Here is a 14,636-nt window from a genome sequence, read left to right on the forward strand (position 1 = left end):
GGGCGGGGCGGGGGCGGCAAAGGCCTGCACCAGCACCGGCAGCCGGTCGGCCGGCACGGCCAGGGCCTGGGCCGGATCCGCGATTTCCGTCACCGCACTGCCGGCGGGCAGATGGCGCGGATCGCCGATCCAGAAGAAGGGCAGGTCCGCCCCCAGCGCCGCGCGCGCCTTGACCGCCAGTTCAGGGCCGATGCCGGAGGGATCGCCCGCGGTCAGGGCGATCGGCGCCGTCGGACCTGGCCGGGTCACGGTTCGCGAATGATCGCGGCGGCGCGCAATTCCTCAAGATAGCCATTGGCCAGCGATTCCAGCTTCTGGTTCAGCAGCTGCTCGCGGATATTGCTGCGCGAGGGCGGCGTTTCCAGCACCGGCTCGCGCTTGCACAGCATGATCAGCCGCTTGAAGCTGCCGCGGCTCAGCGCGGTCGAGATCTCGCCCGGATCCAGCTTGGCCAGTTCCAGCCCGACATCCTTCGGCACTTCGCCCATGGTGGCGGTGGTCATGGTCATGTAATCGGCGGGCAGACCCTTGGCCTGGCCATACAGGTCATTGCACTGGTCGACCGCCGCCTTCACCGAAGCCAGCCGCGCCGGATCGTCGGCCGGCACCAGCAACTCGGCCCAGGTCACATTCACCTTGATCGGCTCTGCGGTTTCGTCCGGCGCGACCGAGCGCAGCAGGAACAGCACGACCGCGCCGGGCACTGCAACCGGGGCCGACACGTCGCCCGGCCCCAGGGCCAGGATCTGGCCGGCAATCTGGCCGGGCAGGTTCGACAGCGGCAGCCAGTCCAGCCGGCCGCCATTCGGCGCGGTGGGCGAGGCGGAATATTGCCGCGCGGCTTCGGCGAAGGCCGCTTCGGAATGGATGCTGCGCGCCAGATCCTGCGCCTGGGCGAAGACCGCGTCTTCCTGCCCGGGCTCGGCCGGGATCACCAGTTCCGAGACCAGAACCTTCAGCGCCTTGGGCCGCGCCGCCGCGGCAAGCGCCTTGTCGATATCGGCCTCGGGCACCGGCACCTGGCCGACATAGCGCTGCCGCACCGCCTTGCGCCACAAAAGCCCGGCCGAGACGAAATCGCGGAAGGTTTCGGCGGCGATGCCGATCTTCTGCAATTCGACGATCAGCTGATCGGCGGTCAGGTTCGCGCGCGCGGCGAATTCGTTCATCCCCTCGGTCAGCTCTTTCTCGGACAGGGTGATCTTCAGCCGCTTCGCCTCGGTCAGGCGCAGCTTGTCCTCGATCAGGCCCTTCAGCGCCTGCTCTTCGGGGTTGCCCGGCGCACGCAGCAGCTTGAGGAACAGGATGCGCTGTTCAACCTCGTAGCGGGTGATCACCCGGTCGCCCACATACATGCGCGGCGCGAACATGTCTTGCGCCAGGGCCGGGGTCGGGGCCAACGCCAAGGGGGCAAAGGCCCCGGGCAAGGGGGCCAGCGCCAGTGCCGAAGCGAGGCCCAGCGTCGCAGCCCTGCGCATCCTAGGTTTCGCCTGCCGTGTCATCGAAGTCCTGCCGCCTGTCATTCGCTTCCGGTGTCCGTTTGTTTCCGGTATCCGCCTGTTTCCGGTCTTTTCCCCGGGTCTGCCCGGTTGGCCGGGGCGCGGGTTCCTAATTGTAGCAGCGCCGCGACGGGCCTGCCGTCTTGCCGCTGCCGAAGCCGATCAGATCGACCGAAAGGCCGAAACTGGTGGTCGGGGTCACACTAGTCGAGGACGTGAAGCGACGCGAGACCGAAAAATCGACCAACACGCAATCGTTGCGATATTCCACGCCCATTCCGGCCAGGGTGCCGCGGTCGGTCTGAAAGTCGTAGCGCCCCGACATTTTCGCCATCAGCGCCGGCGTCGCCTGCCAGCGCGCATCGAAGGCGAATTCGCGCGTCGGATCGGGCCGGTTTTCCTGCGGATCGGCCACCGCCCAGATTGCCGAGGTCGACAGCGCCACTTTCTCGCGGTTCAGCGCCAGGCGCAATTCGCCCTTGGTCAGCGCGAAGTCGTCGTCCAGGATCACCCGGCCGGTGGCGGCAAAGCCGTTCTGCCAGTCGACGGTCAGCGCCGCCAGCCAGTCGGATTGCCCGGTGTTCAGCCCCGAGGCCACGCCGAACTGGTCGCGATCGCGGTCGCGCACCACCCGGCCCACGGTCATGCCCAGGCTCCATCCCGCCGGATCGTAGCGGGTCCAGCTGACACCGATATTGGCGCGCTTGCCCTCTTCCACCGCATCGGCGCCGGGGAAGCGGTCAAGCGACCAGATATTGCCCTCGTCGAATTCCACCAGGGCGGAATCCTCGTTCGGGATCCGCGCGCCGTTCTGGCCGGCCCAGATCAGCTGCACCACCGGCTCGATCACATGGGTCGCGCCGGTTTCGGCGACGTGTTTCACCCAGGGCCAGCGCAGTTCCACCCCCGCCGCGGCATGGCTGCGGGCATGGTCGCCGCCATAGATCCCGTCCTGGCCGATCGTATAGGCATCGGCCGAAGCCTCGCCCAGGATCGTGGCCTCGATCCCGCCCGCCAGAATGAAGCTGCGCCGCCAGTCGATCCGCGCCGAGATCCGGCTGACATCGCGGCCATCGGCGATGTCGTCGGGATCGGGCCCGTCCAGCGGGTTGTTCGAGGTGCGCAGATGCGAATGGGTCTGCAGCCGGAACCCGCCTTCGCCGCCCAGCGTCCACAGTGAGAAGCGGCGGTGGAAGGTCACATCGGTGATCAGCGAAGGCAGGGTGTTGTTGTCTTCGTCATCGCGCAGCGACTGGAACGACACCACCCGCGCCGAGAAGAACCCGTTGCGGCGGGTGCGCGAGATCTCGACCCGGCTGTCGAGCATATCGGTATCGGAATAGCCGTAATCCAGCAGATAGGCATTGTCCGAGGCGGCCTGCAGCCGGAAGGTCAGCTTGAAATCGTCGGGCAGGTCGAATTCGCCATTGGCGAAGATGAAGCCGCGATCTTCGCCGGGCAGCAGCCGGTCGCGGGTCAGCGCGCCGGTGACCTCGATCTTTCCGGTGCGGAAGGCCTGGCGATAGCGCAACTCCAGGGTGCGGCTGTGGCGCGCGGTCAGATAGGGGGTGACCGTCAGGTCCTTGTCTTCGCCAAGCGCCACGAAATAGGGCAGTTTCAGCCCGAAGCCCAGATCCGAGGTGGTGCGCACGACCGGCATCAGGAAGCCGGTGGTGCGGTCCAGCGTCGGGTCGGGCATGCGCAGCCGCGGGATGTAGAAGATCGGCAGGCCGGCCACGCGGAACTGGGCCTGATCGAAATACAGCTGCCGCGCCTCCTGGTCATGCACCACCCGCGCGGCGCGGATTTCCCACAGCGGCACGGGGCTGTTTTCGCAGATCTTGCAGGACGAGGCGACGACCTGATCCAGCTCGGTATAGCGCCCGCCGATCCGCATCGCGCGGTTCGCTGCGATCTGCAGCTGCTGGTTCAGCACCAGCCGGGCCGAGGTCAGGATGCCTTCCGTCATGTCGGCCGACAAGTCGGCGGCGCTGGCAAACAGCGTCGTATTGCCGCCTGCATCGGTCAGGATGATCGGTCCCTCGATCTGCAGCCGGTCGCTGGCCTTGTCATAGACCAGCCGCGCCGCGCGCAGCCGGTTGCCCTGATAGAAGATCTCGACCGCGCCGCTGGCCACAAGCTGGTTGTCGCCGGTGATTTCCAGCCGGTCCGAGACCAGCGTGGCGCGATCCTGGGCCTGGGCCTGGGCGCGCGCCGGCAGGGCCAGCGTCAGGGCCAGGGTCAGAAGAAGGGCAAGGCGGCACAGCGCAGTCATCAGCCGTCCTCAAGATGCAACAACAGGCCAAGCGCCAGCATGATTGCCGCGACCGGCGGCGTCCAGGCGGCCAGAAGGACCGGGATCTGCCCGTTCTCGCCCAGGGCCTGGGCGAAATTCCGCAGGAAGAACAAGGCGAAGCCCGAAAGCATTGCGTAAAGCACCATCTGGCCGATCCGGCCGAAGCGGACATGCCGCATCGTGAAGCCGGCTGCAACCAGAACCATCGCGGTCAGGAACAGCGGCTGCGCCAGTTCCATCTGGAACCACAGCTCATAGCTGCGCGCCGAGAAGCCGGCGGTTTCCAGCTCGTCGATATACGAGGGCAATTTCCAGATCGGCACCGAAGCGGGCGTGCCGAAACTGTCGCGGATCCGCTCGGGCGTCAGGTCCGAGGGCAGGCGGGTGCCGTCGGGCCAGGTGGCGGCGCTCAGTTCCGGATTGGGCGCGGTCAGATCCCACATCTTTCCATCGTCAATCAGCCAGGCCCCCGCGGTCAGCCGGGCCGAGCTGGCCTCGACCCGCGTCGCGGGCGTGCCATCGGTGCCGAAGGTCAGGAAGGACACGCCGAACAGCTCGGTCCCATCGGGATTGGCGCGGCTGGCCTGGATCACGGTCTGGCCATATTCGCCGCCCTGGCGCAGCCACAGCCCGGAATCCGACACGGACAGCACCGATCCGTCGGGGCCCTGATAGCGCGCCTTCAGATCGTCATAGGCCTTGGTCGTCGCCGCAACCAGCGGGTTCAGCACCGCAACCGCCAGAAGCCCGATCGCCAGCGTGGCCAGTACCGGCGTGACCAGAAAGCGCAGCCCCGACCGACCGGCCGCCCGCACCACCACCAGTTCCGACGACCGTGCCAGGCCCAGGAAGACCGCGATCGAGCCCATGATCACGATCAGCGGCAGGATGCGGTACAGGGTCTCGGGCACGTTGACCAGCGACAGGCGGAAGGAATCCATGATCCCCGCGCCCTGGCCGGAAAACTGGCGCAGCTGCTCGATCATGTCGACCAGCATCAAGACGCCGAAGAACACCAGGAAGACCTGGAACACCGTCCAGAGAAAGCGGCGCGCGATGTAGAAGGACAGGGTCATGCCGCAGCCTCCGCCACCGCTGCGGGGGCAGGGCGCAGCCGGCGCGGGCGCTGCGCCAGCCACAGAAGCAGCACCGACAGCACGCAGCCCAGCAGCGGCGCGGCATAGGTCAGCGGCCAAAGCCCGTCTTCGCGCAAAAGCGCCCCGGTCGCGGCGGTGTTCACCAGTTGCAGCCCGATCAGCAGCACGATCGCCACCGCGATCTGCCGCCACAGGCCAAAGCGCGAATAGCCCCCCAGCATCAGCGCGGCAAAGCCCAGAAGGGGCGCGGCCAGCCCCAGGAAGGCGCCGGCGATCCGGCTGTGGATCTCGGCGCGGAAGCGTTCGGGCGTTTCGCCCGCGGCCTCGATCTGCGCCGGATCGGCCTGGATCAGATCCAGCGTGGTCAATTCGCGCATCCGCCGCGCCCGGCCTTCCGAGGGGGCGACGATGCCCGACAGATCCATCGCGAAGGTCGAAAACCGCGTCAGCGCGATGCGGCGGCTGTCATCGCGGCTTAGACTTTGGGCCGCCCCGTCCAGCATCACCAGCCGCGGCGCGGTGTCGCCGCGCACGATCAGCGCCTTGCGGGCGGTATAAACCACCCGCTCGGCCGGGTTGCGTTCGTCGGACAGGAACAGGTCGTTCAACTCTCCCAAGGGCGAGATCTCGCGGATATACAGGGTCACGCCCTTGGCCGGATGCATGAAACGCCCCTCGTTCAGGAAGCGGCCGGTGACGTTCTCCGACACCTCGGCGCTGCGATCGGCCAGCCGCGCCTGGCTGAGCGGCACCAGATGGTTCAGCAGCACCAGCTGCATGGCGACGACGATCAGCCCGAAATACAGCACCGGCCGCGCCAGGCGGAAGGCGGAAAAGCCGGTGGCCTGCATCACCACCAGTTCCGATTCCTGCATCAGCCGGTTCACCGCATAGACACAGGCCGCGAAGGCCGAGACCGGCAGCACCAGCCGGATGACATTGGGCAGCGACAGAAGCGAGAATTCCAGGAAGACGACCGCCGACTGCCCGTCGCCGATCAGCTGGTCAAACAGGCCCACCGCCCGGTTGACCCAGTAGACAGCCACCAGCACCAGCGAGAAGAAGCCGAACAGCCCGAGCAGTTGCGACAGAAGATATCGGTCGAATCTCGGCACGCCAGGCCCGGTCCCCTACAAGATGTTGCGGCGGACCCTAGCGGATTTCCTTGGGGGCGAAAACTCATATCTGGCCAAGCCGGCGGGGCGGCGCTAGCGTGGCGCCCGTTCCGGCAGGGCGGTCGCGCCCGGGCCGTCCCCGATCCCCAATCCGAAGGCCGAAGCCATGTCGCATCCCGTTCAGATCCAGTTCCAGGCCACGGCGCTTGACGCTTTGGCCGCGCAGCCCGGCCGCATCGCGCTGTTTGCCGAGCCGGACAGCCCGCTGTCGCCGGCCGGCCGCCGGCTGGACAGGGCGACGCGCGGGGCGCTGGCGCGGGCCGTGGGCTCGGCCGCTTTCGCGGCGCTGAAGCCGGGCGAGTCGCTGGATCTGGCCTTCCCGGCCGGTCTGGCCGCCTCGGCGCTGCAGATCGTCCGCCTGGCCAAGCGTTGCGACATCGCCCAGGCCCGCAAGGCGGGCGCCGCGATCGGCAAGGCGCATGGCGCCGAGCCGCTGGTGGTACTGGCCGAAAGCCATGCGCGGGCGGCGGAAATCGCCTTCGGCCTGGCGCTGCGGGTCTATGATTTCGCCGTCCACAAAAGCGCCGAGCCGAAGCTGCCTGGCTCGGTCGCGGTGATGGTGGCCAATCCCGAAGCGGTAGCGGCCGAGGCCGCGCCGATGGCCGCGGTGGCCGAAGGCGTGTTCTTCACCCGCGATCTGGTGAACGAGCCCGCGAATGTGCTGACCACCTATGATTTCGCGGCCCGGCTGGCGGCGATGCAGGAACTGGGCCTGGATGTCGAGATCCTTGAGGAAGAGGATCTGGAAAAGCTGGGCATGCGCGCGCTTCTGGGCGTGGGGCAAGGCTCGGAAAGCCCGTCAAAGGTCGTGGTCATGCAATGGCATGGCGGCAAGAAGGGCGAGGCGCCCTTCGCGCTGGTCGGCAAGGGCGTGTGTTTCGATACCGGCGGCATCTCGATCAAGCCGGCCGCGGGCATGGAAGACATGACCATGGATATGGGCGGCGCGGGCGTTGTGGCGGGGGTGATGCGCGCGCTGGCGCTGCGCAAGGCCAAGGCCAATGTCGTGGGTCTGGTCGGGCTGGTCGAGAACATGCCCGACGGGCGCGCGCAACGCCCGGGCGACGTGGTGCGCAGCATGAAGGGCGACACGATCGAGGTGATTAATACCGATGCCGAGGGGCGGCTGGTTCTGGCCGATGTGCTTTGGTACGCGCAGGAACGCTTCAAGCCCACCGGCATGGTCGATCTGGCCACGCTGACCGGCGCGATCATCGTGGCGCTGGGGCATGAGAATACCGGCGTCTTCTCGAATGACGACCGGCTGTGCAACGCCTTCCTCAAGGCCGCCGCGGCCGAGGGCGAGGGCGCCTGGCGCATGCCGATGGGCGATGCCTATGATGCCAAGCTGAAAAGCCGTGTGGCCGATATGGTCAATTCCTGCGGGCGCGATGGCGGCTCGGTCACCGCGGCGCAGTTCCTGGCGCGCTTCGTCAAGCCCGACGTGCCGTGGATTCATCTGGATATCGCCGGCACGGCGCTTCTGAAGACCGACAGCATGCTTGCGCCGAAAGGCGCCACGGGCTGGGGCGTCATGGCGCTGAACCGGCTGATCCGCGATCTGGTCGAGGCGGGTTAAGATGCGCGCGTCCATGTCCAGGCCTGGTCCTTCGGGCGGCCTTTCGGGGCGCCGCTAGGCGATGGGCATGGTCGTCTTCATGCAGCTCACCCGCTCGACGGTGGAAGAGACCGTTCTCTTGCAGGCGGGGCGGGCCCTGAAACAGGGCTGGCGGGTGATGCTGCGCGCCGCGCGGCCCGAACAGCTGGCGCGGCTGGACGACTGGCTGTGGCTGCATCCCGAAGACGGGTTCCTGCCGCATGGCCGCGAGGATGCGCCGCAGGCCGAGGCCCAGCCCTTGCTGCTGGGCCTGGGCGCGCCGGTGAACGGGGCGCAGGCGGTGCTGTTGCTGGGCGGGCTGGCGGTCGATCCCGACGAGGCGCGGCGGATGGAGCGGATCTGGCTGCTGTTCGAAGGCGAGGATCCGGCGCAATTGCAGGCGGCGCGGGCGCAGTGGAAGGCGGTGACCGCCGCCGGGCTGACCGCGCAATATCATTCCGAGGAAAGCGGCCGCTGGCAGTTGAAAGCCGAAAGCGCGGCCAAGGCCTGAGGCTTGGGGTCTGAGGCCGGGACCTGAGGCCGCGTCGGGCGGCGGAAGGCGCAGGAACCGGGTCGCTTGCAGCGGCTGTGCCCGTCTACCCAGAAGGGGCAACCTTCTGGAGACCTTCCATGCGACTGAAAGACAAGCGAATTCTGATCACCGGCGCCAGCAGCGGCATCGGCGCCGCCGCGGCTAGGCTGTGTGCGACCGAAGGGGCGCGGCTGATCCTGACCGCGCGGCGCGCGGACCGGCTGCAGGCGCTGGCGGCCGAGATTGCGGCGGCGGGCGGCAGGGCGCTGACGCTGGCCGGCGCGGTCGAGGACGAGGCGCATCAGGCTTATCTGGCCGATCTGGCCCTGCGGGAATTCGGCGGGCTGGACGGCGCCTTCAACAATGCCGGCATGACCGGGCCGGCGGGGCCGGTGACGGGGCTGGCGCTGGCCGATTGGCAGCGCGTGCTGGAGGTGAACCTGACCGCGGGCTTTCTGGCGGCCAAGCATCAGATCCCGCTTCTGCTGGCCGCGGGTGGCGGATCCCTGCTGTTCACCTCGTCCTTCGTGGGCCATGGCATCGGCCTGCCGGGCATGGCGGCCTATGCGGCGGCGAAATCCGGGTTGATCGGTCTGGTGCAGGTGCTGGCGGCCGAACATGGGGCGCAGGGGCTGCGGGTCAACGCCCTGCTGCCCGGCGGCACGCGGACCGAAATGGCGGGCGACGATCCAGGCTTTCACGCCTGGGTGGCGGGGATCCATGCGCTGAAGCGGATGGCCGAGCCCGAGGAAATCGCCCGCGTGGCGCTGTTCCTTCTGTCGGACGAGGCGTCCTTCGTGACCGGCGCCGCCATCGCGGCCGATGGCGGCAACACGATCTTCAAGGGCTGAGCCGCGCGCGCGCCCCGGGGCCTACCTGCGCAGCACCATCCGGTCGCCGTCGATCTCGATGCGGAAGCGGCGCAGGTAATCCATGCCCAGAAGCGAGCTGTCCATCTGGCCGTCGTTCACATAGGCGGGAAAGTCGCGGTCCTCGAACGGGCCCAGGGCCAGACTGTCCAGCGTGACGCGGGCGGTGCGGACGATGCCATTGGCGGTGGCCGCACTGCCCAGATAGATCAGCCCCGACGTGTCGATGCCGATCCGCCCGGCATCGGCCTGCGACAGGACCAGATTGGTGGCCCCGGTATCGACCAGGAAGAACACCTCGGTGCCGTCGATCACCAGTTCGGCATAGAAATGCCCGTCGGCGGCGCGGGGCAGGGTGATCTCGTTCTGGCCGGTCAGGCTTTGGCTGGGGGTGATGCGGTGGCGGATATCGCCCCACATGCCGTAGCCGGCAACGACGCCCAGGAAGATCAGCCCCCAGGCCAGGCCCACGCGCAGCGCCTGGCCCAGCCGCTGGCGATATTCCACCACGACCCAGCCGCCCACGGCCATCAACAGCAGCACCAGATAGAAAAGCCGCCCGTAATCGCCGTCCACGCCCGCCTCCGTTTCCCCCTATATGGGCGGTGGGGCGGGGCGGGGAAAGGGGGGCTCAGCCGATCAGGCCGGTCTGCCGCACCCCGTCGATCACGAATTGCACCGACAGCGCGGCCAGAAGCATGCCCAGAAGCCGGGTGATCACGATCACCCCGGTGCGCCCAAGCAGCCGTTCCAGAAGCGGCGCGGCCATCAGGAAGGCCCAGGTCACCAGCATCATCAACAGCATCAAGGCGATCACCGCCGCGGCGCCGCCCCAATCGCCGCCGGCCTGCCCGACCAGAAGGATCATCGAGGCGATGGCACCGGGCCCGGCGATCAGCGGCGTCGCCAGCGGGAAGACCGAAGGGTCGTGATCGGGATCGCCGGTCTGGCCCTCGCGCCGCTGGCTGCGGCGTTCGAACAGCATGTCCAGCGCGGTCAGGAACAGCAAAAGCCCGCCGGCGATGCGGAAGGCCGGCATGGAAATGCCGATGAAGCCCAGGATCGCCTCGCCGAACAGGCCAAACAGCGTCAGCAGCACGGCGGCGATCAGACAGGCGCGGCGCGCCATGGCGCGGCGGCGGTCAGGGTCCATGCCGCGGGTCAGGGCGATGAACAGCGGCACCAGACCCGGCGGGTCGATCACCACGAACAGCGTGGCAAAGGCGGTGATCAGGAAGGCGGTCTCGACCATGCCGGCCCCCGGTTGCGTGCGGGCGGATGGTGCGGGGCTTTGGCCCTTAAGGCAATGCCCAAGTCAGACGACCGGCCATGCAGGGCCGCCGCGCCGGCCGAAGCCACGCGGCGGCGATCATTTCAGCCGATCACTCGGCCGCGACCGGCAGGCCATAGGTCAGGAAGCGGCCCTCGTCGGGGATGAAGGCCTTCTCGCCCGGCGCGCCGGCCTTGCCGCCGAAGGGCATCTGCGCGCGCAGAAGCCAGGTTGCCGGAATGTCGAAGGCCTCGGCCACCGCGGCGTCGATCACCGGGTTGTAATGCTGCAGGCTGGCGCCGATATCGGCATCGCTGAGCGCATTCCAGACCGCGACCTGCGCCATGCCCGAGGAATGTTCCGAAAAGCCCGGGAAGGCGGCGGCATAAAGCGGGAACTGCTCTTGCAGGCCCTTCACGGTCGCCTGGTCTTCATAGAACAGCACCGTGCCCGCGCCGGCGGCAAAGGCCTTCATCTTCTCTTCGGTCGGGCCGAAGGCATCGGCCGGCACGATGGCGCGCAGGCAATCGGTGACGATCGACCAGAACTTGTCCGAGGTTTCGCCGAACAGGATCACCGCGCGCGAGGATTGCGAGTTGAAGGACGAGGGCGACAGGCGCACCGCCTCTTTGATCAGCGCCTCGACCTGGGCTTGCGGCTGGGGCAGGGTCTTGGTCAGGGCATAGACCGTGCGGCGGTTCTTCAGGGTGTTCAAAGCGGGGTTGGACATGACAGGCCTTCGCGGTTGCAGAATTCTGCCCCAGACCTGCGCTTTGCCCCCTTGCGCTTCAACCCGCATCTCTGTGCGCAGGCGCAGAGAACCCGTTGAATTTGGCTGATTGACAGACCCGGCGCGCAGCGACTCGGGCCACGGGCCTGCCGAAGCGTTTCGTTTCGTCAGACGATCGACGGGCCTAGGCTGGCCGGATCGACGCCTGGAACCGCCCAGAATTCTTCGGCGAAAGCGGGCAGCTGCGCCAGAACGCGATCAAGATCGCCGCGCAGCACCGATTTGCGCAGGGCGAGCGCCGTTGCCGCCACGCAATTCGGCGGCGTCAGGTTGTGATGCGGACGAAGCGCCAGGGCCTCTTGCGTCCAATCCGCCCGGGTGCCGGGCGGCAGGGGGCCTTCGTCCAGCCGCCAGTCGGCAATGAACAGCGCCCGCAAGACCGAGGGCAGGATCTGCGCGAAATCGATGGCCTGTTGCGGTGTCAGCCGGCGACGAAAGGCCTTTAGAACGCCCTCGACCGCCGTATAGGCAAGATTGTCGGTCGCAAGCCCCATCTCTTCGCGGGCGATTGCCAGGAAGGCCTGCCATTCGCGGGTGGCCTGCCGGTAGGTCCAGGGCATCGGCATCAGCCGGCGGCCTCCAGCGCTTCCTGCGCGGCCAGCCACAGCGCCTCGGCCCGGTCCAGGCCTTCCATCAGCTCGGCATATTTGCGGTTCCAGGTCTCCAGCTCGCCCTTGCGCGCGTCCTCGTACAGTTCGGGATCCGCCAGCTTCTTCGCCAGCCTGTCGCGCATCTCGTTCAGCTTGCCCAGCCGTTCCTCGCAGCGCCGCACTTCGGCCCGCAGCGCCAGCACCTCGTCGCGGCTGGCCTTCTTCGGCTTTTCCACCGGCTTGGGCGCGGGCTTGGCCTCGTCTTCCGAGGTCAGCAGCAGTTTGCGATAGGTTTCCAGATCCTCGGCGAAGGGCGTGACCTCGCCGCCCTTGACCAGCCACAGCCGGTCGGCGACCAGTGACAGAAGATGCATGTCATGGCTGACCAGGATCACCGCGCCGGAATAATCCATCAAGGCTTCGACCAGCGCCTCGCGGGATTCGATGTCCAGGTGGTTGGTGGGTTCGTCCAGGATCAGCAGATGCGGCGCGTCGATCGTGGCCAGAAGAAGCGACAGCCGCGCCTTCTGGCCGCCCGACAGCTTGCCCACCAGCGTTTCCGCCTGATCGGCCAAAAGCCCGAACCCCGCCAGCCGCGCCCGCAGCCGCGCGGGCGTCTCATCCGGGCGCAGGCGGCGGACATGCTGCAGGGGTGTTTCGTCGATATACAGCTCGTCCACCTGATGCTGGGCGAAATAGCCGATCCGCAGCTTGCCCGCGCGGTGCAGCTTGCCCGCTTCGGGCGCCAGCTTGCCGGCGAGCAGCTTCGACAGCGTCGACTTGCCCTCGCCATTGCGGCCCAGAAGCGCGATCCGGTCATCCTGATCGACGCGCAGCGACAGCCGGCGCAGCACCGGCGGGCCGCCATAGCCCACCGACACCCCGTCCAGCGTCAGGATCGGCGGCGACAGTTCCTCGGGTTCGGGGAAGGAAAACTTCGCCAGCGCCGCTTCCTGCGGGGTGGTCGCGAAGGAAAGCTTCTCGATCATCTTGATGCGCGACTGCGCCTGCCGGGCTTTCGAGGCCTTGGCGCGGAAGCGGTCGACGAAGCTTTGCAGATGCGCCCGCCGCGCCTCGGTCCGGCGGTTCTCGGCCTCGGCCACCGCCAGCCGCGCGGCGCGGGTTTCGGCGAAGGTGTCATAGGGGCCGGAATAGAGCGTCAGCTTGCGGTCTTCGAGATGCAGGATCGCATTGACGGCGCGGTTCAGCAACCCGCGGTCATGGCTGATGATCAGGACCGTATGCGGGTATTTCGCCAGATAGCTTTCCAGCCACAGCGCCCCTTCCAGATCCAGATAGTTGGTCGGTTCGTCCAGCAGCAGGTAATCGGGCTGCGCAAACAGCACGCCCGCCAGCGCGACCCGCATCCGCCAGCCGCCCGAAAAGGCCGAGCAGGGCATCAGCTGCTTTTCCGGCGGAAAGCCCAGGCCGCGCAGGATCGAGGCGGCGCGCGCCTCGCCCGACCAGGCGTCGATATCGGCCAGCCGCGCCTGAACCTCGGCGATGCGATGGGCATCGGTCGCGGTTTCCGCCTCGGCCATCAGGGCCGCGCGCTCCTTGTCGGCTGCCAGCACCGTGTCGATCAGCGACACCTCCGACGAGGGCACTTCCTGCGCCACCCCGCCGATGCGGGCGCGGGCGGGAATGGTGATCGACCCGCCCTCCAGCGCCAATTCGCCCCGGATCAGCCGGAAGAGCGTGGTCTTGCCGGTGCCATTGCGGCCGACAATGCCGACCTTGTGGCCGGTCGGAATGGTGGCCGAGGCGCCCTCCATCAGGGGGCGGCCTTCGACGGAATAGGTGATGTCTTCGATGCGCAGCATGGGCGGGGCATGCCGCAGCGCCGCGCGAAGGTCAATCGAGTGTAACGCCGATGGGCCCGGGCGCGGCCAAAAAGACGCCCCGCCCGCCGGGGCGGCATGCCGCGCGCGCACCTTTTCAACGCGCCTGCGCCATGCTAGCAGCCGCGCCAGGAGACATGGCCCCTGCCGGGGCCCCGAACGCAAATGGAGAGGCTCATGGCCACCGAACGCACCCTGTCGATCATCAAGCCCGATGCGACCAAGCGCAATCTGACCGGCAAGATCGTTGCCAAATTCGAAGAGGCCGGCCTGCGCGTCGTCGCTTCGAAGCGCATCCACCTGACCCCGGCCCAGGCTGGCGAGTTCTATGCCGAGCATAAAGAGCGCGGCTTCTATGGCGAACTGTGCGCATTCATGGCGTCGGAGCCGGTCGTGGTGCAGGTTCTGGAAGGCGAAGGCGCCATCGCGAAGAACCGCGAAGTGATGGGCGCGACCGATCCGGCGCAAGCCGCCGATGGCACGATCCGCAAGGAATTCGCGCTGTCGAAGGGCGAGAATTCGGTGCACGGCTCGGACAGCGAAGCCTCGGCCGCGCGCGAGATCGCCTTCTTCTTCTCGGGTCTCGAACTGGTCGGCTGAACGACGCGACCGGAGTTTTCGAAAACTCCGGTCCGGTTCCTTCGAAGGAACCGGGCCATTTTCTTCGAAGAAAATGGCGGCTAGCGCCGTTCCACCACGCCAAAGAACGAAAGGGCCGCCTCCAGATCGGAGCGGCCCTTTTCCTGTGATCCGGCATGTTCGGCCTTGATCGCATCGAAGCGGGCGCGCAGCGCCACCTTCTCGTCGCCCTTGCAATCGTTCCAGGGCCGGCCCTGCAGCCCCATCACCAGAACGTAATAGCCGATGAAATGCGGCGCCGTGCCGGCGCGCAGCAGCCTGCGATAGGCGTCATCGGCCCCAAGCGCCCGCAGATCCTCGGCCGAGGCGATCCCGGCCTTCAGAAAGGCGGCCTCGCTGGCGGGGCCGAGATTTGGAATTGTGGAAATCGGAGTGGACATGGTGCCGCGCGGTCAAGGGTTCAGTCACCCTGCGGGCAGGTCCTGGTGCCGTCAAGCCCGC

At 67.7% G+C, this 14,636-nt stretch carries 14 protein-coding genes and 1 pseudogene; 4 read left to right on the forward strand and 11 right to left on the reverse strand.

Going from position 1 to position 14,636, the window contains the following annotated elements:
* The 5 genes and pseudogenes from K1Y73_RS06450 to lptF all read right to left on the reverse strand — a co-directional run.
* Positions 1 to 249, reverse strand: a pseudogene (locus tag K1Y73_RS06450) (4-hydroxythreonine-4-phosphate dehydrogenase PdxA); the annotation flags it as partial.
* Positions 246 to 1,478: a peptidylprolyl isomerase gene (locus K1Y73_RS06455; RefSeq protein ID WP_225027308.1), complete on the reverse strand. Its 1,233-nt coding sequence runs from the start codon at positions 1,476 to 1,478 to the stop codon at positions 246 to 248. The pseudogene K1Y73_RS06450 and the gene K1Y73_RS06455, both read right to left, overlap by 4 nt.
* Positions 1,479 to 1,608: 130 nt before the next feature.
* Positions 1,609 to 3,774, reverse strand: coding sequence for an LPS-assembly protein LptD (locus tag K1Y73_RS06460; RefSeq protein ID WP_225027309.1), 2,166 nt, complete (start codon positions 3,772 to 3,774; stop codon positions 1,609 to 1,611).
* The gene (gene lptG / locus K1Y73_RS06465; RefSeq protein ID WP_225027310.1) at positions 3,774 to 4,871 is read right to left on the reverse strand and encodes an LPS export ABC transporter permease LptG; all 1,098 of its coding nucleotides are present in this window, start codon (positions 4,869 to 4,871) and stop codon (positions 3,774 to 3,776) included. The genes K1Y73_RS06460 and lptG overlap by 1 nt, the downstream gene beginning before the upstream one ends.
* Complete coding sequence (lptF, locus tag K1Y73_RS06470) at positions 4,868 to 6,007, reverse strand: LPS export ABC transporter permease LptF (protein ID WP_225027311.1); 1,140 nt, start codon at positions 6,005 to 6,007, stop codon at positions 4,868 to 4,870. The genes lptG and lptF overlap by 4 nt, the downstream gene beginning before the upstream one ends.
* A gap of 166 nt (positions 6,008 to 6,173) precedes the next feature.
* Here lptF and K1Y73_RS06475 point away from each other — a divergent pair, with 166 nt between their 5' ends.
* The 3 genes from K1Y73_RS06475 (at position 6,174) to K1Y73_RS06485 (ending at position 9,047) form a co-directional block, all read left to right on the forward strand.
* Positions 6,174 to 7,646 carry a leucyl aminopeptidase gene (locus K1Y73_RS06475; RefSeq protein ID WP_225027312.1) on the forward strand — a complete coding sequence of 491 codons (1,473 nt, stop codon included), beginning with the start codon at positions 6,174 to 6,176 and terminating at the stop codon, positions 7,644 to 7,646.
* A 67-nt stretch (positions 7,647 to 7,713) separates the two neighbouring features.
* Complete coding sequence (locus K1Y73_RS06480) at positions 7,714 to 8,175, forward strand: DNA polymerase III subunit chi (protein WP_225027313.1); 462 nt, start codon at positions 7,714 to 7,716, stop codon at positions 8,173 to 8,175.
* A gap of 119 nt (positions 8,176 to 8,294) precedes the next feature.
* Complete coding sequence (locus K1Y73_RS06485) at positions 8,295 to 9,047, forward strand: SDR family oxidoreductase (protein ID WP_225027314.1); 753 nt, start codon at positions 8,295 to 8,297, stop codon at positions 9,045 to 9,047.
* A gap of 21 nt (positions 9,048 to 9,068) precedes the next feature.
* On the opposite strand, the gene K1Y73_RS06490 is transcribed toward K1Y73_RS06485, so the two are convergent.
* The 5 genes from K1Y73_RS06490 to K1Y73_RS06510 all read right to left on the reverse strand — a co-directional run bounded on the left by K1Y73_RS06490 (position 9,069) and on the right by K1Y73_RS06510 (position 13,538).
* Positions 9,069 to 9,641 (reverse strand): retropepsin-like aspartic protease family protein, encoded by a 573-nt coding sequence (locus K1Y73_RS06490; RefSeq protein WP_225027316.1) that lies wholly within the window; start codon positions 9,639 to 9,641, stop codon positions 9,069 to 9,071.
* A 55-nt stretch (positions 9,642 to 9,696) separates the two neighbouring features.
* The gene (locus tag K1Y73_RS06495; protein WP_225027318.1) at positions 9,697 to 10,317 is read right to left on the reverse strand and encodes a MarC family protein; all 621 of its coding nucleotides are present in this window, start codon (positions 10,315 to 10,317) and stop codon (positions 9,697 to 9,699) included.
* A gap of 130 nt (positions 10,318 to 10,447) precedes the next feature.
* Complete coding sequence (locus K1Y73_RS06500) at positions 10,448 to 11,065, reverse strand: nitroreductase family protein (RefSeq protein WP_225027320.1); 618 nt, start codon at positions 11,063 to 11,065, stop codon at positions 10,448 to 10,450.
* Between the two features lie 167 nt (positions 11,066 to 11,232).
* Entirely contained in the window at positions 11,233 to 11,691 is a 459-nt protein-coding gene (locus K1Y73_RS06505; protein WP_225027321.1) for a DUF2267 domain-containing protein, read from the reverse strand.
* Positions 11,691 to 13,538 carry an ABC-F family ATP-binding cassette domain-containing protein gene (locus K1Y73_RS06510; protein WP_225027323.1) on the reverse strand — a complete coding sequence of 616 codons (1,848 nt, stop codon included), beginning with the start codon at positions 13,536 to 13,538 and terminating at the stop codon, positions 11,691 to 11,693. The genes K1Y73_RS06505 and K1Y73_RS06510 overlap by 1 nt, the downstream gene beginning before the upstream one ends.
* Positions 13,539 to 13,733: 195 nt before the next feature.
* Here K1Y73_RS06510 and ndk point away from each other — a divergent pair, with 195 nt between their 5' ends.
* Complete coding sequence (ndk, locus tag K1Y73_RS06515) at positions 13,734 to 14,156, forward strand: nucleoside-diphosphate kinase (protein ID WP_225027325.1); 423 nt, start codon at positions 13,734 to 13,736, stop codon at positions 14,154 to 14,156.
* Positions 14,157 to 14,236: 80 nt separating this feature from the next.
* On the opposite strand, the gene K1Y73_RS06520 is transcribed toward ndk, so the two are convergent.
* The gene (locus K1Y73_RS06520) at positions 14,237 to 14,575 is read right to left on the reverse strand and encodes a TfoX/Sxy family protein (protein WP_225027327.1); all 339 of its coding nucleotides are present in this window, start codon (positions 14,573 to 14,575) and stop codon (positions 14,237 to 14,239) included.
* Positions 14,576 to 14,636: the final 61 nt, after the last annotated feature.

The organism is Xinfangfangia pollutisoli, from assembly GCF_020179405.1.
Lineage (GTDB): Bacteria > Pseudomonadota > Alphaproteobacteria > Rhodobacterales > Rhodobacteraceae > Pseudogemmobacter > Pseudogemmobacter pollutisoli.